This is a genomic window from Fuerstiella marisgermanici (assembly GCF_001983935.1).
Lineage (GTDB): Bacteria > Planctomycetota > Planctomycetia > Planctomycetales > Planctomycetaceae > Fuerstiella > Fuerstiella marisgermanici.
The window spans coordinates 7,522,604-7,547,864 of record NZ_CP017641.1 but is presented as its reverse complement, the minus strand read 5'-3'; the positions used below and the strand labels follow the sequence as shown (position 1 = coordinate 7,547,864).

Sequence of the window (25,261 nt, the reverse complement as noted above, 5' to 3'; positions counted from 1 at the left end):
ACTTGTAAGCTGTTTCACGCATCGATCGTCGAGCGTGAAGGCAAATCGTGAGGTCCTCCTGTCGACTGACGATGAAGTGTCAGGCAGGTAAAATTTAGAAAGAAGGTCAAACATGTCGGAAGTTCAGGAACAAATTATTGAAGAGTTGAAGGTCGCGTACTGGATGGAGATCGAGACGGTCACCAACTACATCTCGAATTCAATCAATCTCGACGGCGTGCGCGCAGAAGAGATCAAGAAGGCGCTGCAGGCAGACGTGCTGGAAGAACTCACCCACGCCCAAAATCTGGCTCGCCGCATCAAAACGATCGGAGGCACAGTGCCCGGCAGTGCCGACTTCAAATCTGCTCAGGCAACGCTGCAGCCCACTGCTGACAACACCGACGTTGTGTCCGTCATCAAGGGCGTGATCGACGCGGAAAATGGTGCAATCACTCAATACAACAAACTCATCAAACTGTGCGACGGCATCGACTACGTGACTCAGGACCTGTGTATCCAGTCGCTCGCCGACGAAGAAGAGCACCGCCGCAATTTTGTGGGCTACCTTGCTGAGTACGAAAAACAGGCGTGATGGAGTTTCAATGAACGAACCAATTCAGACCGGCGTCCAGCGACGCTGGGCGTCACTTGTCGGATTCATCGTGCTGTGCTTCGGTGCCTCAGCAATTGGCGCGCTCTTCCCGCCAGACGGATGGTATAAGACACTTGTACGCCCCAGTTACGCACCGCCGAACTGGGTTTTCGGCCCGGTCTGGACTGTTTTGTATTTAATGATGGCGGTGTCCGGATGGCTTGTCTGGACATCAAAGCCAGGCCCCGGCAAGGCGGCCGCATTGACGGCATTTTTCGTTCAGTTGATCCTGAATTCGATCTGGTCGGTGTTGTTCTTTGGAATGCATCGACCAGACCTTGCCTTGGTGGATATTAGCCTGCTGTGGCTCGCCATCGCCTGCACGGTCACGCTGTTTCGGCGGCACTCAACCACCGCAGCTTTGCTGCTGCTTCCCTACCTGGCGTGGGTCAGCTTTGCGGCGTTGCTGAACTATGGGTTCTGGTCACTGAATTGAGTGCTTCGCAGTTGGCCCAGTTGCTGAAAGCTTACTCGCAGGTAAGTCAAAGTGCTGTGGAAGAACGACCAAATTGCCTGCTGTTGGTAGCATGATCTAAACGGCAGTTAGTATGGTAAGCGTATGCCTGCAGGACCACTCACTTTATTTGCGAGCCACACTATGCCCCTGCTTCGTCTCACAGCGTTCGTCTTGCTGGCCTGTTCCGGATCAATTGCTCACGCCGCCGACTGGGCCGCGTTTCGTGGAAGCGACGGATCTGGCGTCGCCGCGGATTCTGATTCGCTACCGACACGCTGGTCGCCCAAGGCTAACCTCACGTGGAAGTTGCCTCTTCCAGGCCCCGGCGTTTCGAGCCCCATCGTTGTTGGCAACAAGGTTTTCGTGACCTGCTATTCCGGATACGGACTGACTCAGGAAGATCCCGGCGACATCGAAAATCTAATGCGGCATCTCGTCTGTGTGGACATCCAATCCGGAGAGAAACTCTGGCAGGCGGATGTGAAGGCTGCTTTACCAGAGGATCCCTACACAGGAATCGGCGTGACTGCCCACGGTTATGCCTCTCACACACCCGTTTCCGATGGCAAAAATGTGTACGCCTTCTTTGGGAAGAGCGGTGTGCATGCCTTTAATCTGGACGGCGAAAAACTGTGGCAGGCGGAAGTTGGTAAAGAGTCAGATCCAACAAAGTGGGGATCGTCGTCCAGTCCGGTATTGCACGACAACACTTTGATCGTGACGGCATCGGCCGAAAGTCAGTCCATCATCGGATTCGACAAAACAACCGGTAAGGAACTCTGGCGACAGGAAGCGGAAGGACTCGACGGCATGTGGGGCACTCCGTCGCTTGTGCAGGTCGAAGATGGCCGAACCGATCTTGTTCTATGCGTGCCGAAAGAAATGTGGGGCCTTGACCCAAACAGCGGCAAGCTGCGGTGGTTCGCAAAAGCCACGGGCGCTGAACAGGCACATGCAAGCCTCGTCCAAAACGGCAAACGCGTATTCGCATTCACGGGTCGCGGCGGCGGTAGCATTGCGCTGGATGCCGGAGGCAAGGGCGACATCTCGGACAGCAACACAGCATGGACAGGAAGCGAAACGGCCAGCTTCGGCTCGCCCGTGGCTCACGACGGCAAGCTATACGTAGTCGCTCGCGGCGTGATGACAATCGTTGACGAGACCTCAGGAAAAAAGCTCAAGCAGGTTCGCTTGCAGGGAGTACAAGCAACTGGCGGCCGCTTTGGATCGCTCGACTATCCGTCTCCCGTTGTTGCAGGCGATCGACTCTTCTACCTGAATGGCAGCGGGCAAATGTTTGTGTTTGACCTTGCCAACGAAGCAAAGCAGATCGCTGTCAACAAGCTCACATCCGACAAAGAATCATTCGGAGGAACGCCTGCGATCAGTGATGGCAGGATGATCATTCGCGGTTCGAAACACTTGTACTGCGTCGCTGACAAGGGTGAAACAGTCGCCCCCGATGAGGCAGTTGTCGCAGCAGCAGATGATACGCCGGCGGCATCCGGGACTCGCCCAGGCGGCGGCGGACGGCGAGAAGGAGGTCGCGGCGGGGCAGGGCGGTTCGATCCGATGAGCATGTTCAATGGGCTGGACGCCAACAAAGACCAAAAGGTCACCGAAGACGAACTGGAAGGCAACCGAATGGCCGACCGCCTAAAAACGCTGGACAAAGACGGCGACAAAGCGATTTCCGCCGAAGAATTCCGTAGCGGAATTGGGTCGCTGTTCGGTGGTGGTCGAGGAGGCCGCGGTGGTGGTGGTGGTGGTGGCTACCGAGGTCGAGGCGAAGACAAACGTCCCGATCGCCCACAACGACCGCAAATGGCTGAGTGATGCACTCGCCTTCAAGCTGAGAACTCAAACGTAGCCGAAGGCTTTGGCAGGCAACCGCCGTTCAATCGCCACAGGCGTGCGCCGCCTTCCTGACCGAAACTTTGCAGCCACGACCGACGACCGGCACCGGTATCGCCAGGCGAACTGTGCGGCTTTCGCTCGGTCGTAGTCTGCAGCTTCAGGATGCTTTATGATTTGCCGATCAGCTAATCAGCAACCATCCCTTGAAGGCATTACGGCGTGCGACCTTACATTCTTGCGGAAACGAATTTTACTCATGTGAAAGACTGCGACTACAAAGTTGCCGTCTTGCCCATGGGAGCGACCGAGCCTCACAACCTGCATCTGCCCTACGGCACGGATACGTTTCAGGCAGAAGCCATCGGTTCGCGCGTTTGCGAAGCTGCGTGGAACAGCGGCGCTAAGGTTGTGATGCTGCCCGCCATTCCGTACGGCACTGAAACCAACCAGTCACAGTGTCGGCTGTCGATGAATGTCAATCCGTCGACGCTGGGACTGGTCATCAAAGACCTGGTGGATTCGCTGGAAGGGCACGGCATTCGCAAGTTGATGATTGTCAACAGCCACGGCGGAAACGAATTCAAGCCGCTACTGCGAGAACTACATGGCAAGAGGCCGGTGCAGATTTTTCTGTGCGACTGGTTTCGGGGAATCACGGCCGACGTGCAGAAGACAATCTTCGAAGAGGCAGGCGATCATGCGGGCGAAATGGAGACCGCGTTAGGTCTCGCGTTCTTCAATGACTTCGTTCTGAAGAATGACGATGGCACGATCGCGGCAGATGATGGAGCGGTCAGAGCGACTCGGTTTGACGCCATCAACAACGGCTGGGTGAGCATCACGCGACCGTGGCACCTGCTGACGTCGAATACCGGATCCGGCAATCCTCATCCCGCCACCGCAGCCAAGGGCGAACAGCTGATGCAGGTGATTGTTGAGCGACTGTCCGGATTTCTGGTTCAGCTTGCCGATTCGTCGGTGGATGAAACGTTTCCATTTTGAAGTAAAGCGCCCTTTGAATGCTTAGATTTCTGTTCGCACTGACGCTGTTGCCCGCGACGTACTTCGGTAGCGAGGCTGCTGCGGAAGACACTCTGCCGGCACTCACAAACGGCACGGCTCCAGCCAACTTCGAAGAAATGTGGTCAGGCTTTGATCCGCGAGCCGAGCCACTCGACGTCGAACTACTGCAGGAATGGGAAGAAGACGGAGTCGTCCTGCGCATCGTGCGGTTTCACATTGGCGTGTTCAAAGGGCAGAAAGCCACGTTGGCGGCCATCTACGGCTTCCCGGCCGGCACCGACAATCGCATTAAAAAACACCCCGGCCTTGTCCAGATTCACGGAGGTGGCCAGTACGCAGATCATCGAGCGTGCCTGATGAACGCGAAACGCGGCTATGCCACAGTTTCGATCGCCTGGGTCGGAAGAATTTCAGCCCCCGGCTATCGCGTCGGCCCGGCGGAAGTGAAACTCTTCTGGGGCGAAAAAACGGATGCCCCGAACCACAAACTCACAACCGACTGGGGCGCCGTCGATGGCTACCATGCTCCCTGCCGAAACCCAAAGAACAACTTTCCGTCAGCGAAGCCCTGGCCCTGGACGATTGATGACGTGGAATCGCCGCGCAACAGCCCGTGGTTCCTCTGCGCAGTGGCGGCTCGACGGGCACTCACATTTCTGGAGCAACAGCCCGAAGTTGATCCCGACAGGCTTGGCGTTTATGGGCACTCAATGGGTGGCAAATTAACAGTGATGACAGCGGTTGACTCGCGAGTGAAAGCGGCCGCACCATCGTGTGGCGGTATGAGCGATCGCGACAACGCAAGCGACATCTTTGTTTCGACAATTTGCGACAACGTCAGCCTGAAACAAATTGCGTGCCCGATCATTTTTCTTAGCCCGGCCAACGATTTTCACGGTCGCATCGGCGATCTTCCGCGAGCTGTCAACGGAATCAAAAGTGATGACTGGCGAGTCACCTGTTCTCCGCATCACAATCACCAGGACTCAGCCGAATACGAAGTTGCGACGCTGTTATGGTTTGATCAGCAACTGAAGAATTCGTTCGACTTCCCCAAAACGCCGGAAACAAGTCTGCAGCTTGCAAACGACGACGGCATTCCTTCGATTTTGATCAAACCAGATACGTCTCGCCACATTGAGACTATCGACGTGTTCTATACACAACACGGAAAGGCGACTGAAACGAATTCCGATCGAGAGAACACGACGAATCGTTTCTGGCGACACGCTGCTGCAAGTCTGTCGGATGGAACATGGACTGCCACGTTGCCGGTGACCACCGTCGACCAACCTCTGTGGGTTTACGCCAATGTGACGTATGGTCTGGACGGCCCGGTCTCAGGTGCGGGCTACTATTACGGCATCTACACGGCAAAAACGTTTAACGTGTCTTCGGTACTCGACACAGCTTCACCAGAACAGCTGAAGGCTGCGTCCGTGAAGGCCACTCTAAATCAGAGTCTGGTGATTGAAGACTTCGCCGATGACTGGCAAAAAGAATGGTTCTCGTACAAACCCGCAGAGTGGCCCCGAGCAACTCACAAAGTCTACGATGGTCAATGGCGTGCGCCCGACAACGCGAAGCTAAGCCTGCAGGTCCGGTCACAACAACCCAATAAGCTGGTCATCATGATCGACGGATACGCCGCCATTGCTGACGTCGAAAAGGGCGACGCATGGCAGGACGTCACTTTTGCTTCGAAGGATTTTCGAAACCTCGCGGGCGATTCTCTGCCAGGTTGGAAAGATATTCGCGAGTTAAAACTCAGCGACGCAGAACGGCTCCGCCCCGCACGTGGCGATTCTACCCCATCGAAAATCGTGGGCAGGAATTGGAAGGGGCAACCGCCCGAATTTCGCAACTTGCGCTGGATCGACAACGCGCCCAACAAACAGCGGCCGTAAACTTTTTGACCAAAGCAATATCATGAGTCGCCTAACGAAGTGTTTGGCCTTCAACCTGGCAGTATTCTGCCTGAATGAATGTGCCGTCGTCCGCGCAGACGATCCGCCGCCCAACGTACTACTCATTGCCATCGACGATCTCAATGACTGGGTCGGTTGCCTTGGCGGGCATCCTCAGGCGAAAACTCCGAACATTGATGCTCTTGCAAGTCGCGGCGTGTTGTTCACGAACGCTCATTGCCAGGGGCCAATTTGCGGGCCATCGCGAGCGTGCCTGCTGTCGGGCCGATACCCGTATTCAACCGGCGTCTACAACCAGCCTAACCGCAAAGACATGCAGCAAGACACCGTGAATTTTCATGGCAAGTTGCTGCCGCAATACTTTGCGGAACACGGCTACGAAACGCTGGCCGTCGGTAAGATCTGTCATGGGTATCCGGACACGCTCGCGTTTCAAACCTACGGCGGCAAGTGGGATAACTTCGGCCCGAAACCGAAGAACGGGCGTCGCTTTAACTACCACCTTCCAGACGTTGCCTGGACGGGGACTCAAACAGACTGGGGTGCCTTTCCTAACACCGACAGCAAAATGCCCGACGACAAGGCGGCCTCCTGGGCTGAACAACAGCTCGCAACGCCGCGTGAAAAACCGTTCTTCATGGCAGTCGGATTCATTCGCCCGCATGTGCCGTTCTATGTGCCGCAGAAGTGGTTCGACATGTTCCCGCTGAACGAAGTCCAGCTACCTGCTGTTCGAACAGACGACCTTAATGACGTGCCTGCCATCAGCCGCGCAATCCACGAACTGCCAAAGTACCCAACACTCGATTTTCTGCAGCGGAACAATAACGAGCAATTTCGGTTGTGCGTGCAGGCGTATCTGGCCTGTACGGCATTCGTCGATCATCAGGTAGGACGCGTGCTTAAGTCGCTGGCAGAAAGTCGTCACGCGGACAACACGATCATCGTGCTGTTCAGCGATCACGGATACCACCTCGGCGAAAAGGACCGAGTCTCCAAACACAGCCTATGGGAAGAATCGACTCGCGTGCCGCTAATCATCTTGCGCCCCGGTTCTTCCGCCGCGGTGCGTTCTGATTTACCGGTCGGACTTGTCGACCTCTACCCAACCCTCACGCAACTTTGCCATCTGCCCGCAAAAACGTCCAATGAAGGCACCAGCCTCGTGCCGATCCTCAACCAAACAGTCACCGACTGGCGGTTCGCCATCTCGACGACCTACGCAAAGGACAACCATTCGCTGCGATCAAAACGCCACCGCTACATCCACTACGAAGACGGCACGGAGGAACTCTACGATCACGAGGCAGATCTCAACGAATGGAACAACCTCGCAACCTCCGACACACCGCCAGACATCCTCGCACGATTCCGCCGTGAGTTGCCAAAACACAATGCGGGGTACCATCCATCAACCCAAAGCGGCGCAGTCAATGCCTGGTTTCAGCAACATTTTAAACGACACGGCGTGGTGAAGTGAGCGGAGCACCCCGGAAGCCGTCATCCACAGTGCGGAACTGCATAGAATCGCAGCCATCAGGCACGTAGAAGCAAAATACGCAAGAGGGACAACGACATCGAACGTCCGGCTCAACTCCGCAGCCCTCTGCGAGGCCTCACAAAACGCCCGACGGGGAGCAATTGGGAAACGCAAAGAGCCGCGAAGAATCCGACGCCGCCCGCTCCGCCCCCGTTAATCTTCAAGTTCCAGAATCGCTTCGACTTCGACCGGGATGTTGCCGGGGAGTGAGCCCATGCCGACGGCACTGCGGGCGGCTCGGCCGTTTTCGCCGAAGACTTCGACCATCAGGTCGCTGAAACCGTTGATCACTTTCGGGTGCGTCTTGAAATCCGGCGTGCTGTTGACCATGCCCAGCACCTTCACGACGCGTTTCACTTTGTCGAGACTGCCCAGCTGAGCTTTGATGGTGGCCAGCATTGTGAGGCCGACAACTCGTGCGGCAGCGACGCCTTCTTCTTCGGTCAGGTCGTCGCCGACTCGACCGGTCAGGTAGTTACCGTCCGGGCCGACGGGGCCCTGACCGGAAACGTAGGCCATGCCGTTGACGACGAGGACCGGGCTGTAGGTGCCGCCAGCCGGAGGGGCCTCAGGGAGAGTCAGGCCGAGTTCAGCGATACGCGCTTCGTAGCTCATATTTTCGTTTCCAGGACGAATTGAAGGTGGGACGCCGGAATTCGGCAATTCTGCTGATCCGGCGTAAAACGGGCGACGTTGTGGTCAGGAACCGTCACGTCGGAAGGCCGATGATATCGGGTTGAGCGGTGCGTTCAACGGAACTCAACTCGGGACGGTGGATTAGAACCCATCCGACAACCTGGGAGAGCCACGACGTTTGCAGTTACGTTTCATACAAGGAAAGAAGAGGAGACGACAAATGTCGTCGACGACGAATGACGCAGCCGGATGCTTAACCACAAGCGTCCCGAAGGGTTGCGACGACAGCAGCCGATCTGCGGCGTCATCATTCCTCGACGACATTTGTCGACTCGTCACTCTTCCTTGCATCTCGACCACTGGCGTCACAACGTGCCCTCCCAAGTTCTCGGATAGGTTCTAAGTTGCGGAATGCGTGGGTGCCTCTCTACAATTGAGGGCCGTCAACAGTTTTGATGAAACCGGAAACCGAGGAAGTGTCGATGACAATCGTTCAAATGATTCCGCACCTCATGCAGTTCGCTCAGGCGGAAGCCGAAGGCGGTGGCATCAGCTTTACAACGATGCTGTTGATTGGCTTCCTTGTCATCTTCGGTTTCTTTTTCCTGATCTTCTTCGGCATGTTTGCGTCGGTGGCGTCGCTGTGGTTTCGGGCGTTTATGTCCGGTGCCATGGTCGGACCGGTTCAGATGGTCGTCATGAAGCTTAAGAAAGTGAATCCGCAGGTGATTGTGGATTCTCGCATTATGGCCGTTCAGGCTGGCCTGCAGGGCGTCACGACCAACGCCATGGAATCTCACTATCTGGCCGGCGGAAACGTGCCGATCATCGTGCGTTCCATGATCGCCGCTCATCGTGCAAAAATTGACCTCGACTGGAACACGGCGGCCGCCATCGATCTTGCCGGCCGCAACGTGCTGGAAGCCGTTCAGACCAGCGTGAAGACAAAAGTCATCGACTGTCCTGACGTCACACGCCACGGCCGATCGACGCTGGACGGTGTGGCTCGCGACGGTATTCAGCTGAAGGCGCGAGCTCGCGTCACCGTGCGAACCAACCTCGGACAGTTAGTGGGTGGTGCCACAGAAGAAACCATCATCGCACGCGTGGGCGAAGGCATCGTTTCTGCCATCGGTTCGTGCGAGACTCATAAGGAAGTTCTCGCCAATCCGATGCTGATTGCCAAGGCTGTCTTGGACAAGGGCCTGGACTCTCAAACAGCGTACGAAATCGTCTCCATCGACATCGCGGACATCGACGTCGGCGACAATGTGGGAGCTCGACTACAAGCCGACCAGGCCGAAGCAGACGTCCGCATCGCCCGCGCGAAGGCCGAAGAACGCCGCGCTCAGGCTGTGGCTCGCGAACAGGAAATGAAAGCGCTGACTCAGGAACATCAGGCGGAAGTCGTGCTGGCGGAATCCGAGATTCCAAAATCGATGGCGGATGCGTATCGAGACGGCAGCTTGCGAGCGTCCAAGAGCTAGCTAAGCACGTCCAAACGAAACTTGTTCTTTTTGAGTCCGGTTTTCAAAGCGACCAGTGGAAGCGTTTCCGAGCGGTCGCTCGAATGGTCTGAGGCACCGGCCTCGCTAGCGGCCGTCCCCAATTATGCGTTATCAGCACGTCTGTGTGGAAACGGTGGTCTCCAACCCACCGCCGAATGTTGTCACTTCCGACGAAGTGGAACGGCAACTCGCCCCCGTGTACGAACGGTTGAGTCTGCCGTTTGGCCGCTTGGAATTGATGACTGGCATTCAGGAGCGACGCTTCTACGATCCGGGAACTCTGCCGGGACACATCAGCGTCGCCACCGCGAGAATGGCGGTGGAACAATCCGGCATCGATCCCGCCAGCTTCGGCGCATTGCTTCATGGATCAGTGTGTCGCGATCAAATGGAACCCGCAACTGCCGCGGGCGTTCATGCAGGTGCCGGCCTGCCGGACGAATGCGTCGTGATGGACGTCAGCAATGCATGTCTTGGTCTGCTGAACGGCATGCTGTTGATTGCCGACATGATCGAACTGGGCCGGATCAAAGCGGGCGTCGTCGTCGGCACAGAAACTGGCCGTGGGCTGGTCGAAGGCACCATCGACAGCCTGCTGAAGGACCAAACATTGACTCGAAAGTCGATCAAGTCGGCCTTCGCGTCGCTCACAATCGGTTCGGGCAGCGCGGCGATTGTGCTGTGCCATGAAAGCTTGAGTCAGCAGCATCGGCGTCTGCTGGGCGGTTCGGTCCTGTCCGACACGTCCGGACACAACCTGTGTGCAGGTGGCGTTGAGGCGGACGTTCATGGCGACAGCCGGCCGCGCATGGAAACCGATTCGGAAGCCCTTCTTCATGCGGGAATCGCTCTGGCCGAACGGACATGGCAGAACACGAAGCAAGAACTGTCATGGAGTAACGCCGACGTGGATCGCGTGTTCACTCACCAGGTGGGCAAACAGCATCGCAACCTGCTGATGGAAACTCTTGAGCTGGACCCCCATCTTGATTTCCCCACGGTTGAACGGTTCGGCAATACAGGAGCCGTCGCGCTGCCGATGGCTTTGGCGATGGGCCTGGAACAGGATCCGCCACCCGCCGGAACGAAGCTCGCGCTGCTGGGAATCGGTAGCGGGCTGAATTCTGTAATGCTCGGCATAGAGACGTAATTCCAGCTTACGGAGTGACAGACCACACCCCGTACGTCATACTCAGCGAACTGATTCGCGTCACGGACGATGCTCTGAAGCGGGAGAATCGCCGTGCTGTTGGGAATGTTTGCATCCATCGTTGTCTGCACGTGTATCGTCGCCTGCAGCCTGCCCGCGGAGGGCTGGAGAATGGTGCGGGCCAACTGCTACCGCCTGGACGGCAGTTGGTCTGACAATCGCTATCGTCGCGAACGAGCGGCCATACTGAATTACCTCACAACGATTCTGGTGCCCATCCTGCTGGTGGGGTCTACTGTTTTTGTTGGTGCGACGCTGATATTCACCCACGTGATGCCCGCCGGGCTGATTGTTCGCAGTGTCAAGGATTTTAACATCGACCCAGCAGTGTGGCGTGAAAACCTAAAGGACGAACGAGCGGAATACACGGCCTTTCAAAAACAACGGGGCATCGAAGGCGAACGGGCTCAGAAAATTCAGAGTGGATTGTGGCACGGATGGCCGGTTTACGCGGGCGTCGCACTACTGTTGGGGACTTGCGCCACTTTGGGCTTTGTCAGATGTGCGCGTGCCGGTGTCATTGAGCTGGCGGCCGGGATACGCAAACGACGGGCCGTATACGCTCGAGGTGACGTTTTCCGGATGGCACGCGCGGCCGAAGAAGCGATGCAGTCAGAAATCGAAGGGCCAGCGACCGACGATCCTGATAAGGATGAGCCACAAGCCGTCTGAATCTTCGGAATGGCCGACTCACGTGTTTCTAACCGGCATCCCGTTCGTTAATATTCCGCGCCGTCAAAACAGTTTGGCGAAGTTCAATACGCACCAGATGGAATCACAGTCATGGAAGCCGGAATTGTCGGTCTCCCGAATGTTGGCAAGAGTACTCTGTTTAACGCCCTGACGTGTTCCGGGGCGGCGGCAAGTGCCAATTATCCGTTCTGCACGATTGAACCGAACGAAGGCATCGTGAGCGTTCCCGACAGTCGGCTGGACACGATCACAAAGTATATCCCGCCGCAGAAGATCATTCCTGCGATCCTGAAACTGGTTGATATCGCCGGGATTGTGGAAGGAGCCAGCAAAGGCGAAGGGCTGGGAAACAAGTTCCTGAGTCACATTCGTGAAGTCGACGCCGTGCTTCAAGTCGTCCGCTGCTTTGAAGACGAAGACGTGACTCACGTGTCCGGCGACGTCAACCCTATCTCAGACATCGAAGTCATCGAGACTGAACTTCTGCTGGCCGATCTGGAAACGCTTACAAACGCTCTGCCCAAAGCGGAACGAGCGGCTCGCAGCGGCGATAAGGAAGCCAAAGTACGGGTTGAAGTCATCAAGCGATGCAGTGCTCATGCGGACGAAGGGAACCTGCTGCGGACGCTGGAGTTCACTCCCGACGAAGCGAAGATCGTTCGCGGTCTTGGACTGATGACCGCCAAACCGGTTCTGTACATTGCCAATGTCGACGAAGACGACGTCCCTGGCAACGGACCGTTGGTCCAGAAAGTGCGTGAACACGCAGCAAAGGTCGGTGCAGAAGTGGTGCCGGTTTGCGCGAAGTTCGAAGCTGAGCTATCAGAACTGGATGAAGCCGACCGAGCCGAAATGCTGGAGTCTGTCGGGCTGGAGGAACCCGCGCTGGGAACAGTGGCTCGCGCGGCGTATCGTACGCTCGGACTGCAGAGCTACTTCACGGCTGGCGAGAAAGAAGTCCGTGGGTGGACAATCCCCATCGGTGCAACAGCTCCACAGGCCGCTGGTGTGATTCACACAGACTTCGAAAAAGGCTTCATTCGCTGTGAGGTCTATACACTGGCAGCACTCGAAGAATACAAGAGCGAAAAGGAAATTCGCGCCGCAGGAAAGCTGCGAGTGGAAGGCAAAGAATACGTGATGAAGGATGGCGACATTTGCCACTTCCTGTTCAACACGTAACATCCCTCCGCGCTACTTGTTGCGAACTCTTTTGAAGAACGTGCCGAACTTCTGATAGTTGTGGTACGGCACCGCATTCGCCTGCCAGTGTTGCACCTGCTGGTCGTAGATTTTTCGCATGCTGTCCAGCTGCGGCTCGTGATCTGCATCGGCAGACAGATTGCTCAATTCCAGCCTGTCCGACCGAAGATAGAATAGTTCTTCGGTTGGCTCGAAGTCGCCTTCGGCATACGGCCAGTAGACGTACTTCCAGTCTTTCGTCACCGCCCCGAAACTGTAGACCTCTTCCGGCCCCCACACGTTAATCAACGGCAGAGCGGTGTGGGTTTCGGCCGCAGGATTGTCGTACAACGACAGCAGGCTCCGGCCATCCATGTTCTCCGGAATCGGCACCTCTGCCAGTTCAAGCATTGTGGGAGCAAAGTCGACGTTGCCGGTCAGCGATTTGCAACGCAGTTGCTTGCCGCTATTCGAGTGACGCGGATCGTACATCAGCAACGGCACACGCGAAGATTCCTCGTACGGTAACACCTTGCTGCCGTAGCCATGAGATCCGTTCATGAAACCATTGTCGGATGTGTAGATGATAACCGTATTGTCTTTCACGTTGGCAGCGGCCACCGCGTCGCGAATCATGCCGACGGCAACGTCAATGGCGTAAATTTGCTGAAAGTACTTTGCGAAAACCTCGTCGTAATTCGAGCTGTACTTCCAACTGTGAAAACGTTCGTACTGTCGTCCCTGACGACTTTGCAGGCTGAAATGTTCGCCGAGTTCGCGGCCGAAGTTACCCGGCTTCGAAAACGTCATTCCTCGAAACACACCGTCGAACTTCGGATCCGGCTGCACGGGGTGGTGAGGTGCCTTGAAACTGATGGACAAACAAAAGGGCCGATCCTCCTTCGCCGAATCGGTGACAAAATCGCGGCCAAACGCACCGTAGGACAAGGTCGAATGAGGGAACTGGTCGACGTACTTCGCCATCGACTTGTTCTTCTTCGTGGCATACGACGTCTGGCCGGGACCACCACCCCAAACGTCGAAGTCCGTGTCAGGCAGTTCACCTTTCCCACCAACCTTTTCGGTCACCTCAAAGCCGAACTTGCCGGCGAAGGCAGTTCGATAGCCGGCATCTCGCAGCAGCACTGGATATGTCTTCAACCAGTGTTCGCACATTAAGGCTCCGTGTTCGAAATTGCAGCCGGTCTTGTATTCGAACATTCCAGTCATCACGCTGGCTCGGCTGGCCATGCAGATGGCGGTCGTGACGTAGTGAGCGTCAAACACGATTCCATCGTCGGCCAGTTGGTCCAGGTTTGGCGTCTTCGCGCCCGGCGTGTCGTAGCAGCCCATCGAGTACGTGGCCTGGTCGTCCGCCATTAGGAAGATAATGTTGGGCCGCTCGTCAGCATCCGCCATGATCTGAAGAGCGAGGCTTAGAAAAAGAAATCGCAGAAGCATTGAGAATCATCTCCCTAAGGAGTGCGGACGACAGGCGTGGCAACGGAATTCGTTCGCCGCCCCTGGCTTTCATCAGACGCTCGGCGAAAATTCTCTGAGGTCAATGTAACTTCGACTGGGCTAGCGGGCGAACCACTTGACGAGAGATACCGTGGTTCAAAGTGGCCCCACGCCAAAATGCGGAATGTTTGACGGCGGGCAATCCGGAGCGATGAGTTTTCCGATGAAATGCGTCACGCATCCGTCAACACCTATTCACGAGTTGAGTCTGCGCTGGTACTTTGCTGAAAAGGGCCAGTGGCACGGAGGCAGCCTGTTTGTGGGCGTGCACGCGACGTCTCCTCGCCGGAATTTTTCATGACCGTTCTACTCATCACCATTGCCGTCGCCACGCTGCGGCTGCCAAACGCGGAAACGTTTGAGCCGCGTGACTGGAAGCCTACGTTCACGGAACCGCAAAACGTCCTGATTACTCAGCCGACGTTGGCGATCGTGACGCACAGTTCCCAGCACTTTGACCCGCTGCTGTTAACTCAGCCCGCCGTCTCGCAAGTTGTTGCGACGATGAAGGCGGAAGGATTACCCGTTGTGTACTTGCACGACCGGTTCAACGACAAAAACCCGGCGTGGATGTACCTCTATTCAGACTGGCGGCCAACCGCGTATATCTCATCCGACGTCGGCAATATCGACCTGGACGTAACGTGTGTCCGCCATTTGATCTCTCTGGGCGGCTATTTCGGTCAGTGTCAGCAGTCGACAGTGGAAGATATCATTCGCTGCTGGCGGCGAGACGCACCGGCTGACGATTTGCGAGTCACTCAGATTGTCGACGGAATATTTTGCGTGGGCGAACACGTGAAATTGCAGGACGAATATTCGTCCCGCGTTCGATCTTACTTTTTCGAGGAACTACGTAAACGGAACCCACGCGCTTCGATCGCGGTTGACCAGGTCCTATGCCGCATCGCAGAACTTAGCGAAGCGCTCGAATACCTAAGTCGCCAGGTGCCGCCAGTGCCCGACAATGTCAATGTCGTGATGGATTACTTTGGTCACTGCGAAACGGTCCGGTTTGCGGACGACGCAGCGCCCACGCTGACGCTTGCGTACCGCCGGGCTAACAACTTTCTGAGCTTTCGGCCTGCCACCGCAACCGAGGTCAAACCCGGAAGCTTGACACTGCCGAGAGTGTTTAGGGGGCCCGTAATTCCCAGCCCGCCTGTTCCCGATCGTGTCGAGCTAGTGACGCCGGTCGGCGTGCAATTTGACAGGTAACCGCAGCAGGTCGGAATTCACCCCAGGGCGCGAAGCCAAAAGGGACTCGTTGTTTTGCAGTCAGAAGTTGATCCTCACCAGCCGCCCTCTGCGAAAGCGGATTCACAGGCTTCTAGCGCGGAAACAGGCTGGTTGCAGGTGCTCGGCCCGGGCATTCTGGTTGCCGCAACCGGCGTTGGAGCGGGCGACCTCGCGGGCGGCGCACTCGCTGGTGCACTGCTGAAGGTGACGGTGCTGTGGGTCGTACTCGTCGGCGCCCTATTGAAGTATGTGCTGTGCGAAGGACTGGCTCGATGGCAATTGAGCACTCGCACCAGTCTTACCGACGGCGTTTTTCGATCCACTCCGGCGATCGTGCGATATCTGTTTTTGGCTTACCTCGCCGTGTGGTCATTTTGCATCGGCGGGATGCTGATGTCGGCCTGTGGCGAATGCGCACAGGCAATTCTACCGATCGGAGAACCAGCCTTCGGCCGCATCGTACATGGCTGCCTGCACAGTGTTGCCGCCATCGTTCTTGTACGACTGGGCGGGTTCTGGCTGTTCGAACGCTTAATGGCTGTCTGCATCGGATTGATGTTCGTCACCGTATTAGTTGTTGCGATGCTAAGCGCACCGGAATGGCTGGACGTCATTCGAGGCTTGCTGATCCCGAAGATTCCTCATGCAGACGGGAAGGGAGTCGCCTGGACGCTAACGCTCATGGCAGGCGTCGGTGGCACGGTGACCATGCTGTGCTACGGCAACTGGATTCGCGAGAAGGGCCGGTTGGATGCTGCATCTTTGAAAGCATGCCGTATCGACCTGGCGGCCGGCTATTTGATGACGGCGATGTTCGGTATCGGAATGGTGATTTTAGGAAGTCGCCTGCCGGTTGATCCAAGTTTAAAAGGAGCGAACCTGATCACGCGGCTGGCGGACGATATGCAGAACAGCCTGCCCACGTTTGGCGTTTTCGCGGGCTGGATGTTTCGCTTCGGCGCTTGGGGCGCTGTCTTTAGCAGCCTGCTTGGCGTGTGGCAGAGTGTGCCAGCCTTGATTGCTCAAATGCTGCCGGGGCAGGGCGACGCGAAATTTGATTCACTGAGTCCCGGACGCACGTACTTCGTCGTGCTGATCCTGCTGGGGACTGTCCCGGCTTTGTGCCTGCCGTATTCGCTCGCCTATGTTCAAAAAACGGCAGGCGTCACCGGGGCACTTTTCCTGCCGATGTTTGCGTTATCGCTGCTGGTCTTGCCTGCGACAAATCTGGCAAGACAAAGTGGCTTTCGCAATGGCCGAGGCAGTGCTCTGATTCTGATACTTACGTTGGGGCTGTTCGGAGTGCTGGCCGTGCAAAAACTGAGCACCCTGTTTCCGTAAGCAACCTGGACAATCGAGCAATCAGCAATCTCTAATTGACCTTCAGCAATTCCACCACGAAATGCAGATCAGCGTACGGCGGCACTGCAGGTCCTGAACCTCGCGAACCGTAGCCCAGGCGAGACGGAACCCAGAGTTCGATCATGCCGCCTTCACCCACCAGTTGCATGCCTTCGGTCCACCCCGCCACGACGCCGTTCAGCGGAAACGAAATCGGCTCACCACGTTCATAAGAACTGTCGAATTCCCGGCCATTGTCCAACCAGCCGCGATAGTTCACCGTCACCGCGTCGCTCGCCGTCGGTCTACGACCTTTGCCTTTTCTTAGAATCCGATACTGCAGGCCGGAACCAGTGCGGCTGAATTTTGTCGGGTGGTTGCTGTCCACCGCGCCGGTGCGCAGGCGCAGCGATTCTTTGTCGGTGAAAGTTACGACGTTTGATTCTGAATACGAAGCTGTCTGAACAGAAGCGTCGCCCTGGCTGTCGACAACCGGTTCACCTGCCCGATCGGTCAATCCCGATTGCAGGTTCTTCTCGCCGCTCGCGCATCCAATGGAAAACACGGCGCAGACAGTCAGCAGCGTCGTTCGGGGCAATAGGGGGCTCATCTTCATTTCCTGCATTGTCCAGACAAATTGGCGTGGCGGGAAATGTAATCGCTAACCGGTGATCGCTGAAATACCGATCTCGGCGCGCACCGAAGTCAGCAGCTGAGCGGCCGAAATCGCCGGTTGACAGTTCGGAATAGCCGCGTCTCTGCACGCCCGAGCAGGCTCGCTACGCGATAATATCGTCAATCGCGGCACCGTAGTCCTGTTCCAGACGCTTGTGCCCCGGCACTTCCATGCGGTGATTGTTCAGGCCAAGCTGTTTCAGAATCGTCGCATGAACGTCAGTGACGTAGTGCGGATTCTCAACGGCATGAAAACCGATTTCGTCTGTGGTGCCGTGAGCGACTCCGCCTTTTAGCCCACCGCCCGCCATCCAAACACTGAATCCGTACGGATGGTGATCGCGGCCGTTGGCACCCTGCGAACCCGGTGTCCGCCCGAACTCGGTGGCAAACACCACCAGCGTTTCGTCCAATAAGCCGCGCTGTTTGAGGTCTCGAATGAGTCCCGAAATGGGACGATCGACCTGCATCGACAGTTCGGAGTGTTTGGCCTTTAAGTTGGAATGCTGATCCCACGCTCCGGCAGCTCCGGCACCGTGCTGAATCTGGATGAAGCGGACGCCTTTCTCCACAAATCGTCGAGCGGCCAGAAGCTGCTCGCCAAAGGGACGCGTTTCTTTCTGATCGAACCCATACAGATTCTTCGTGGCTTCGGTTTCGGACGCAAAGTCGATGACGTTGGGAACGGCCGACTGCATGCGGAAGGCCAACTCATAGCTCTTGATGCGAGCGTCCAGAGCGGCATCGTTGGGATAGCGAGCCGCCGTCAGACGATTCAGTCGGTTGACCAGGTCGAAGCTTAGCCGTTGTTCTTCCGCCATAATTTCTGCCTCGGGCTTGGCGAAGTCCAGCGGGTTCTTCGGATCGACTTTTAGTTCCACCGAATCGTACGCCGGCCCCAGGTAATGGCCGTCTCGGCGATCGAAAAATCGCGGCCCCATGGCAATGAACTGAGGCAGGTTTTCGTTCAAAGTTCCCAGGCCCCACGTGATCCATGCTCCAATCGTGGGAACACGAGGATCCAGCATGTGGCGACCGGAATGGAACTGCACCTGAGCACCGTGGTTGTCGTCCGTGGTCCACATCGATCGGACGACTGAGATGTCGTCGATGACGGAACCGATATGAGGGAACCAGTCGCTGACCTCAATCCCACTTTTTCCGTACTTTTTGAAGCCGACCTGCAGCGGATAAAGCTTGTTCCGCTGCTGGCCATTGGCATCATTGACAACCACAACTCGTACACGCTTAAGTCGTTCAGACGTCATCACACTTGCGAACGGCGAATCGGGAATCGAAACCCCGGCATACTTAGTTAACGCGGGCTTGGGATCGAAGCTCTCCATGTGACTCACGCCACCGCGCATGAACATCCAGATGACGCTCTTTGCCTTCGGAGCAAGGTGCGCTAATCCGCTGGGGACGCCGCTTCCATGCAGAGCTTCCGCACCGAAGCCGTCCTTTTGCAACAGCGAGTGTAGCGCCAACGATCCGAAGCCGAGGCTGGAATTCATGAGCATGCTGCGGCGACTGCGGCTGAAGCTTTCTGCTCCGGTGGCTAATTGAAAATCGCTCATTATTCGAATCTCACTGGTATACGGTTCGCTCGCAGGCCTCTCGCCCGCAGCTGGCTAATGTGTCTGCACTGGGGCAGCACACTAACGAACGGAAACGAAGTCGTTGTGGTTCAATAAACTGTGGATCAGGCGTGTGCGAACTCGGGAAGAGACTTCGGCATCAACGACTGCCTCGTTCTGACGTAGCAGGCTCTGCAACTGAACACAGAATTCCAAACACGCGGTTTGCTCATCGTCCGTCGCTGTTCTGCAAAGCAGCGTTTCGATCGCGGTGTTCACGAAACCGACGTTATCGGCTGACGAAACATTTTGAGAAATCCGGGCCGCAATGAGTTCTGCCTGAGTCATCGACAGCTTGCTGTTCGCAAGGGCCAGAGCCTGCTGAGGAACGATGCTTTCACTTCGACGGTAGCATTGCAACAAGTCAGCGTCGTCGAACATTGTGAGGAACTTGTCCTGGTCGTCACGCGAGTGCTTAAAGTACAGACTGCGGCGTTTGCTCGCATTTCCTACTGACACTGAAGGCCCACCGAGTTGCGGGTCGAGTGTCCCGGAAAGTTGAAGCAAGGCGTCACGCACGACCTGCGATTCCATACGGCGAACATTCATGCGCCAGTAATACTTGTTACCGGGATCAGCCTTCAACGTGGAATCGTCCGCCATCAACGTTGCCGAACTTCGCTGGTACGCTTCAGACGTCACAATCAGACGGTGCAGGTGTTTGAAACTGTAGCCGGATTCGATGAATTCTACCGCCAGATAGTCCAGCACATCGGCGTGCAAAGGTTTGCCTGCCCGCAGACCAAAGTCGAATACGGATTCCACCAGCGGCGTCCCAAAGTGTCTCATCCAGACATGATTCACGGCGACTCGCGCCGTCAGCGGGTTGTCTCGTGACGTCATCCACCGCGCCAAAGCCAGTCGTCGACCGGTACTGGTTGATGGATAAACAGTCGGGTAATCGGGCTCTTTGTGCTCCGGCGTTTCGAGCGCCTTAAACGAAGCTCGCAGCGCCGTGTACGATCCGCTGTCGGCGTCGGCCAGCTTCTTCTTCGCGGCTACGATTTTGGCTTCAGCGGCGTTGATCTTTTTCGTATCGGCGCCCGCAGCGGCGCGTTCATAGGTGGCCGTGGCGAGGTCAGATTCGGCTTCAAGTCGAGCGGCAGTGATGGCGAGCGATTTCTTAGCGTCATCGGCCATGTCAGGCGAATCGTACTTTGCTTTTTCGGCGGCGATGGTGGCATCCAGGGATGCACGGTGAGCCTTGGCTGCTTTAAGTTTCGCTTCAGCGATCTTCACGGCAGTGGCGGCATCTTTCGGTGATGGAGCCACCTTGTTTTTTGGCGGCGTGAGTTCCGCATCAGCGGGCAACGTACGTATGTCGATGGAATCAAACGCAACAGTGGCGTCGAAACCGGAAAGACTCAAATGGCCTTCCGGCTGGCGATCAGGGACCGCATAAGCCAATGCGAATTCACCGTTCCACCAAACGTTGACCAGATTGTTTCGGACGGCAAACTTTAAAGTTTGCACCTCACCCACTTTGATCGGCTTTGCTACTCGCCCATCACCGGGATAATTTTGCGAACCATCTCGCGTGTAAGCCACCTGAACCTTGGGGCCGGGACCGTGAGCACTCGCATAGACATAGTTGGCGTATTTTCGGTCCTCGGATTCATCAAACCGAAATGTCACTGACTTGTAAGTTGATCCGCCAGTCGTCGTAAACTGACACGACACTTCGAAGTCGCGCGGGAGTGGATGTTTAAACCGAGCGAACTCAACATCGCGTGTAGCCGTAGTTTGCAGCAACGCCCCGTCGCGGTATTCCCAGCCTTTGCCGACAATGTCCCAGGCCTCCGGGTTCGGCTGATCGAACTTGTCGGTGAAGGCGAATTCTGCAGTCGTCGATTCTTCACTCGCCGCTTTTTCCGCCGGCGACATTGCCAACGTTTTTTTGGCGGCAGCGAGTTCCTTTTCTGCAGATGAAATCGCCGCGTCAGCAGTGTTCAGGAAATCCTGCTGCACGTAGTCGCGGACAGCCGGAGCGTACGCCACGGGCGGTAATTCGACGGGTTGAATCTCTGGCTGGAAACTGGCCAGGATCGCAGGCACGTGCGGAGTGATGGTGATGTCTTTGTCTGGCTTGGAAGGGTCGCCCTTCTTGTGCAAAAACGTTTCGGCATCCAGGTGATCGTCGAACACGCGAGGCAGACCGTCCTTCTCGAAGTTTGTGACACCGGGAACGGGGTCGAGGCGCACCTGGTGAGGTTCGAAGATGGCTCGGAAGTTGTAGTAGTCCACATGACTGAGCGGATCGTATTTGTGGTCATGGCATTTGCAGCAGTTCATGGTCAGTCCCAGAAATGCCTTGCCCGTATGTTCGATCGTCTGATCCAGCCATGTCGTGCGATTGAACAGGTAATAGTTACGGGCCAGAAAGCCGGTGCCCGCGACGACGTCGGGATTGTCTGGATCGAGTTCATCGCCCGCCAGCATTTCCTGAATCATGCGGTCGTAGCCTTTGTCATCATTCAGCGAATTCACAATCCAGTCGCGCCAACGCCACATGTGTTTTTGACTGTACCGCAGCTGAGCACCAAGGCCGTACCAATCGGAATATCGCCACACATCCATCCAATGCCGCCCCCAACGTTCGCCATGATGGGGACTCGCCAGAAGTTCATCGACGATCCGTCCGTATGGTCGTTCGTCGTGAAGTTGTTCCAGCGAAGGAGGCAGCCCGATCAAGTCCAGGTAGACTCGGCGAATCAGCAGGCTGCGTTCCGCCGGCTGTTGCGGCTGCAAATTAAGTTCTGCGTGTTTCGCGCCAAGCAGTGCGTCGATAGGATTTGCGTGTGAAGCTGCCCGTGCCGGCTTGTTGTCGCCCGTCCCGCTTTCGCCGGGTCTGGAAGACGCAGGAACGGCAGGCCGCTCGATTCTTTGGAACGCCCAATGAGCCGTTGGTGAATCCGGAACCGGTTCCTCAGGAGCCACGGCCCCCTGTTCGATCCAGCGGCGCAGCAATGCGATTTCATCCGGCTTCAAAGCGGATCCCTCGTCAGCGGGCGGCATGCGGTAGTCTTCGTCCGCCGTCACACGTTCCAGGATCAAACTTCCCGCCGCATCTCGCGCGACCAGCGCCGCGCCGCTGTCACCACCTTCTGTCATCAGAGACAGCGTTTCGAGTCGAAGCCTTCCCTCCTGCTTCAACGCACCATGACACGCGTAGCACTTGGCTTCCAGCAGCGGTTTGATCTGCGTCAGGTAGTCAACGTCGTCGCTTGCCCGCGAGACTGGGATCGTCGCAAGGCAAAAAGCGGACAGCACCAGGATGCGAATGGCTCGCATAGACATGACCAACTCCGGGGAGGTAACAGGTGAAGACAGCAGGGGGGGCGTGTGGCAAAAGAATGCCGGCGGGATTGTTTACAGCATAGACGGAAATGGCAGGCTCGTCATGCGTCGTTTTGGAATTTCACTGGCGAAGGCCCGGGGCACCGCATCACTGCGCCAGCAAACGCTCAAGTTCTGTGCGAAATTTCTCCATCGCTTCTCGGTCCTGCCGCGCTGCGGCCGCGCGCATGAGTTGGTTTATCAGCGGTCTGCTGTTTTTGTGTGCGTCGTAGAAACCGATCAGCCTGTCGAATACGGACTCACCCTTCCCCTGAAAAAACAACAACTCGGCAGCCAACAGAGCCGCGTCGAGATTGGAAGGCTCCGCCGCGAGGATGTGCTCCGCGTTCTGCAGAGCTGCGTCGAATTCGCCGCTGTCTCGCTGAGCTTTCGCTAAGATCAACCGAACCGACGTCAGGTCCGGGTTCCGATGCAAACACCATTCGGCTTCGACAATCGCATCCGTCGAGTGCCCGGCAGCCTGATACGCGTGAGCCAGATTGGCATGAGCGACTGCGTTGTCTGGTTCGAGGCGGATGCATGTTTTCAGTGGGGCGATCATCTCCTGATCGCGGTTGGCTGCATCCAACGCATCGGCCAGCAGCAGATAACTTTGGGCTCGCTGAGGCCGCTGAGCGATGCAGGTTTCAATAAACGGAATCGCATCGGCCGCACGCCCCGTTTTAAAATACAGTTCACCGAGTGCCAGGTTGACTCCGAAATCCTGCGGCTGAGATTCCCAAAGATCCTTTAGAATGTCCTCCGCCAACCCGTCGCGTCCTGCACTCAATGCAGCAGCAGCCAGCTTTCGCCGCAACGATAAATCACCTGCCGAACTTTCACTTAACACCGCGTAGTGATCGACCGCTTTGCCAAACAACTGTTGCTGGACATACGCATCTGCCAAAATTTGTCGCGTAGCGGCATCGTCAGGCTTTTCTGCGAGGTGCGATTCCAATTGTTCGAACGCTGCCGCGTAATCCCCGTGCCGCAGCGCCAGAAGGCCAGCTTCACGAGTTTGCTCTCCGCCGCCTCTGAGTGCGTACGCAGCGATGGCGGCGACAACAACGACCAGGCACATCACAATCGAAAGGATTCGCCGCATCCGGAAGTCTTCCTTATTGAGACATCGCAAACGGTTGCTCGACGCCTTCCACCACCGTGACTTCGGTCGTGGTTGGGGAAATCGCGACCGTTTGGACTGAACCGGTTGGCCATTGTACCTCAACGCGGTCCACTTGTGACGGTGGTGCAGCCGAAAACGTAATCACTTGTTCGCTGGTCGACAGATAGCTACTGCTTCCGTCAACGAAACGCACGCCCAATGCCATTTCACCGGCAAGAAACTTAACACGCGTGCTGACCGCGTCTCTGGCAGCCGTTCGGCCCACAATTCGGATGCGAACTTGTCGGCCCAGTTGCGGGGTTTGGTTTTGAAACAACGCCGGGCTGCCGCCAAGATCGGTCATGATCACATCAGTGCGGCCGTCGCGGTTGAAGTCGAGCGTTGCGGAGCCGCGGCCAAGACGAGGCTTTTGAAACGTGGTGCCGACGGATTCGGAAACGTCCGTGTATCGCCCGGCATCGAACGTCAGCAACTGAGGTGGCTGGCGATAAGGAATATTGCGGCCGAGCTCCTGCAACCGGTCGTGGATATGTCCGTTGGCGACAAATAGATCCAGATCGCCGTCGCCATCCGCGTCCAGAAAATTGACGCCGAATGCAAGTCGACTGCGGCTGGGCGCACCGACGCCAATCTCGTCTGACACATCGTGGAAGAGTCCATAACCTTCGTTGCGATAGAATGTATTGGTTTCCGCAAAATAGTTGGTGACGACAAAGTCGGCTCGCCCGTTTCCCGTGGCGTCCCCAACCGCTATTCCCATGCCAGCTTCGCGCAACCCTTTACTGTTGACGGCGACCCCAGCGATCAGACCGCTTTCTTCGAACTGACCGGTTCCGTCATTGATCCACAGGTGGTTTGGCACAGCGTCGTTAGCGACCAGAATGTCCAGATCGCCATCGCTGTCGCAGTCATGCGAAACCACCGCAAGTCCTGGTGCCGCTGAGACGGAATTCAAACCAGAGGCTTCCGAAGAATCAGCGAACTCCCCATAGCCGTCGCCGACAAGCAGCACGTCTGAGAGCGCCGCATACTTCTGAGGCTGACAGACGATCGGCAGCCCCGTTGCAGTATCCGCACAAACGGGATATTCAGACTCCGAGATTCTGACGTACCGCGTGATGAACAGATCTGGAACCCCATCACCATTGACCTCAGTCCACGTGCAACTGGCGCAGTAGCCAGCAGTGGAATTGGGCAGTGAGGCAGCCGATTTCGAAAACGTGCCGTCACCGTTGTTTAGTAACAACCAGTCGGCACCGAACCGTGAAACGTACAGATCGGGGAACCCGTCGTTGTTGGAATCGCCGACAGCGACCCCCATGCCGAACGCTCCGGAGGCCACCGTGGTGAAGTCCGCGACCTGCGAGAATGCCTTACGTTCAGCACGAAACAACTGGTTGCGGAATAATTCGTCCACAGCACCAGACTCGGCTACATGCCCCTCGTCCCACGGCTGCCCCTGAGCGAAGTACAAGTCGGGCCAGCCGTCGCGATCGAAGTCGGCAACACCTACACCAGATCCCATTGTCAGGTGAATATGCCGCAGCGGCGACTGCGGCGAGCTATGAACAAAACGAACGCCCAGCTCACTGGCAACGTCAGCAAACTTCACGTCGGCCGATTCAGCAGTGCCGGAACCCATCAAGACGATAACCACCAGTGCCGAGATCCACTTTGTGGTTTGCGCGTTCAACAATGCCAAACTCCCTTGCAGAGAT

Annotated in this window: 19 protein-coding genes; 12 read left to right on the top strand and 7 right to left on the bottom strand. The window is 56.7% G+C overall.

Features of this window, described 5'->3' with window-relative positions; all coding sequences use genetic code 11:
- The first annotated feature begins 112 nt into the window (after positions 1–112).
- The 6 genes from Fuma_RS28380 to Fuma_RS28355 all read left to right on the top strand — a co-directional run bounded on the left by Fuma_RS28380 (position 113) and on the right by Fuma_RS28355 (position 7,379).
- Positions 113–574 (top strand): ferritin-like domain-containing protein, encoded by a 462-nt coding sequence (locus Fuma_RS28380; RefSeq protein ID WP_077027087.1) that lies wholly within the window; start codon positions 113–115, stop codon positions 572–574.
- Positions 575–584: 10 nt separating this feature from the next.
- Complete coding sequence (locus Fuma_RS28375; RefSeq protein ID WP_077027086.1) at positions 585–1,070, top strand: TspO/MBR family protein; 486 nt, start codon at positions 585–587, stop codon at positions 1,068–1,070.
- 162 nt (positions 1,071–1,232) lie between these two features.
- On the top strand, positions 1,233–2,927 hold the full coding sequence (locus tag Fuma_RS28370; RefSeq protein ID WP_077027085.1) for an outer membrane protein assembly factor BamB family protein: 1,695 nt from the start codon (positions 1,233–1,235) through the stop codon (positions 2,925–2,927).
- Positions 2,928–3,167: 240 nt separating this feature from the next.
- Positions 3,168–3,950 carry a creatininase family protein gene (locus Fuma_RS28365; RefSeq protein ID WP_077027084.1) on the top strand — a complete coding sequence of 261 codons (783 nt, stop codon included), beginning with the start codon at positions 3,168–3,170 and terminating at the stop codon, positions 3,948–3,950.
- A 17-nt stretch (positions 3,951–3,967) separates the two neighbouring features.
- Complete coding sequence (locus tag Fuma_RS28360) at positions 3,968–5,878, top strand: dienelactone hydrolase family protein (protein ID WP_077027083.1); 1,911 nt, start codon at positions 3,968–3,970, stop codon at positions 5,876–5,878.
- Positions 5,879–5,900: 22 nt separating this feature from the next.
- Positions 5,901–7,379 carry a sulfatase gene (locus Fuma_RS28355; RefSeq protein ID WP_083732390.1) on the top strand — a complete coding sequence of 493 codons (1,479 nt, stop codon included), beginning with the start codon at positions 5,901–5,903 and terminating at the stop codon, positions 7,377–7,379.
- Between the two features lie 213 nt (positions 7,380–7,592).
- Here the strand turns inward: Fuma_RS28355 and Fuma_RS28350 are convergent, their stop codons facing one another.
- Entirely contained in the window at positions 7,593–8,054 is a 462-nt protein-coding gene (locus Fuma_RS28350) for a RidA family protein (protein ID WP_077027082.1), read from the bottom strand.
- 518 nt (positions 8,055–8,572) lie between these two features.
- On the opposite strand from Fuma_RS28350, the gene floA reads away from it, so the two are divergent.
- The 4 genes from floA to ychF all read left to right on the top strand — a co-directional run bounded on the left by floA (position 8,573) and on the right by ychF (position 12,668).
- A complete protein-coding gene (gene floA, locus Fuma_RS28345; protein WP_414655194.1) occupies positions 8,573–9,562 on the top strand; it encodes a flotillin-like protein FloA in 990 nt (329 codons plus the stop codon).
- Between the two features lie 124 nt (positions 9,563–9,686).
- Complete coding sequence (locus Fuma_RS28340) at positions 9,687–10,733, top strand: 3-oxoacyl-ACP synthase III (protein WP_077027081.1); 1,047 nt, start codon at positions 9,687–9,689, stop codon at positions 10,731–10,733.
- 93 nt (positions 10,734–10,826) lie between these two features.
- The gene (locus Fuma_RS28335; RefSeq protein WP_145944429.1) at positions 10,827–11,465 is read left to right on the top strand and encodes a hypothetical protein; all 639 of its coding nucleotides are present in this window, start codon (positions 10,827–10,829) and stop codon (positions 11,463–11,465) included.
- A 111-nt stretch (positions 11,466–11,576) separates the two neighbouring features.
- Positions 11,577–12,668, top strand: coding sequence for a redox-regulated ATPase YchF (gene ychF / locus Fuma_RS28330; protein WP_077027079.1), 1,092 nt, complete (start codon positions 11,577–11,579; stop codon positions 12,666–12,668).
- A gap of 12 nt (positions 12,669–12,680) precedes the next feature.
- On the opposite strand, the gene Fuma_RS28325 is transcribed toward ychF, so the two are convergent.
- Positions 12,681–14,129 (bottom strand): sulfatase family protein, encoded by a 1,449-nt coding sequence (locus Fuma_RS28325; protein ID WP_077027078.1) that lies wholly within the window; start codon positions 14,127–14,129, stop codon positions 12,681–12,683.
- A 357-nt stretch (positions 14,130–14,486) separates the two neighbouring features.
- Between Fuma_RS28325 and Fuma_RS28320 the strand changes: the two genes are divergently transcribed.
- Positions 14,487–15,407 carry a hypothetical protein gene (locus Fuma_RS28320; RefSeq protein ID WP_077027077.1) on the top strand — a complete coding sequence of 307 codons (921 nt, stop codon included), beginning with the start codon at positions 14,487–14,489 and terminating at the stop codon, positions 15,405–15,407.
- A 54-nt stretch (positions 15,408–15,461) separates the two neighbouring features.
- A complete protein-coding gene (locus Fuma_RS28315) occupies positions 15,462–16,769 on the top strand; it encodes an Nramp family divalent metal transporter (protein ID WP_158521169.1) in 1,308 nt (435 codons plus the stop codon).
- A 31-nt stretch (positions 16,770–16,800) separates the two neighbouring features.
- Here the strand turns inward: Fuma_RS28315 and Fuma_RS34465 are convergent, their stop codons facing one another.
- The 5 genes from Fuma_RS34465 to Fuma_RS28290 all read right to left on the bottom strand — a co-directional run bounded on the left by Fuma_RS34465 (position 16,801) and on the right by Fuma_RS28290 (position 25,239).
- Complete coding sequence (locus tag Fuma_RS34465; RefSeq protein WP_083732653.1) at positions 16,801–17,379, bottom strand: FKBP-type peptidyl-prolyl cis-trans isomerase; 579 nt, start codon at positions 17,377–17,379, stop codon at positions 16,801–16,803.
- A gap of 169 nt (positions 17,380–17,548) precedes the next feature.
- On the bottom strand, positions 17,549–19,021 hold the full coding sequence (locus tag Fuma_RS28305; RefSeq protein WP_077027076.1) for a DUF1501 domain-containing protein: 1,473 nt from the start codon (positions 19,019–19,021) through the stop codon (positions 17,549–17,551).
- Between the two features lie 81 nt (positions 19,022–19,102).
- Positions 19,103–22,378, bottom strand: coding sequence for a DUF1553 domain-containing protein (locus tag Fuma_RS28300; RefSeq protein WP_083732388.1), 3,276 nt, complete (start codon positions 22,376–22,378; stop codon positions 19,103–19,105).
- 148 nt (positions 22,379–22,526) lie between these two features.
- Positions 22,527–23,522, bottom strand: a complete 996-nt coding sequence (locus tag Fuma_RS28295) for a tetratricopeptide repeat protein (RefSeq protein WP_077027074.1) — start codon at positions 23,520–23,522, stop codon at positions 22,527–22,529.
- Between the two features lie 13 nt (positions 23,523–23,535).
- The gene (locus tag Fuma_RS28290) at positions 23,536–25,239 is read right to left on the bottom strand and encodes a CRTAC1 family protein (protein WP_077027073.1); all 1,704 of its coding nucleotides are present in this window, start codon (positions 25,237–25,239) and stop codon (positions 23,536–23,538) included.
- Between the last annotated feature and the right edge of the window lie 22 nt (positions 25,240–25,261).

Excerpts from the sequence above, each read along its gene's own strand:
- Fuma_RS28325 (WP_077027078.1), bottom strand. The coding sequence starts at position 14,129 with ATGCTTCTGCGATTTCTTTTTCTAAGCCTCGCTCTTCAGATCATGGCG.
- Fuma_RS28375 (WP_077027086.1), top strand. The coding sequence starts at position 585 with ATGAACGAACCAATTCAGACCGGCGTCCAGCGACGCTGGGCGTCACTT.
- Fuma_RS28300 (WP_083732388.1), bottom strand. The coding sequence starts at position 22,378 with ATGTCTATGCGAGCCATTCGCATCCTGGTGCTGTCCGCTTTTTGCCTT.
- Fuma_RS28360 (WP_077027083.1), top strand. The coding sequence starts at position 3,968 with ATGCTTAGATTTCTGTTCGCACTGACGCTGTTGCCCGCGACGTACTTC.
- Fuma_RS28305 (WP_077027076.1), bottom strand. The coding sequence starts at position 19,021 with ATGAGCGATTTTCAATTAGCCACCGGAGCAGAAAGCTTCAGCCGCAGT.
- Fuma_RS28340 (WP_077027081.1), top strand. The coding sequence starts at position 9,687 with ATGCGTTATCAGCACGTCTGTGTGGAAACGGTGGTCTCCAACCCACCG.
- Fuma_RS28355 (WP_083732390.1), top strand. The coding sequence starts at position 5,901 with ATGAGTCGCCTAACGAAGTGTTTGGCCTTCAACCTGGCAGTATTCTGC.
- Fuma_RS28380 (WP_077027087.1), top strand. The coding sequence starts at position 113 with ATGTCGGAAGTTCAGGAACAAATTATTGAAGAGTTGAAGGTCGCGTAC.
- Fuma_RS28320 (WP_077027077.1), top strand. The coding sequence starts at position 14,487 with ATGACCGTTCTACTCATCACCATTGCCGTCGCCACGCTGCGGCTGCCA.
- Fuma_RS34465 (WP_083732653.1), bottom strand. The coding sequence starts at position 17,379 with ATGAGCCCCCTATTGCCCCGAACGACGCTGCTGACTGTCTGCGCCGTG.
- ychF (WP_077027079.1), top strand. The coding sequence starts at position 11,577 with ATGGAAGCCGGAATTGTCGGTCTCCCGAATGTTGGCAAGAGTACTCTG.
- Fuma_RS28350 (WP_077027082.1), bottom strand. The coding sequence starts at position 8,054 with ATGAGCTACGAAGCGCGTATCGCTGAACTCGGCCTGACTCTCCCTGAG.
- Fuma_RS28370 (WP_077027085.1), top strand. The coding sequence starts at position 1,233 with ATGCCCCTGCTTCGTCTCACAGCGTTCGTCTTGCTGGCCTGTTCCGGA.
- Fuma_RS28295 (WP_077027074.1), bottom strand. The coding sequence starts at position 23,522 with ATGCGGCGAATCCTTTCGATTGTGATGTGCCTGGTCGTTGTTGTCGCC.
- floA (WP_414655194.1), top strand. The coding sequence starts at position 8,573 with ATGATTCCGCACCTCATGCAGTTCGCTCAGGCGGAAGCCGAAGGCGGT.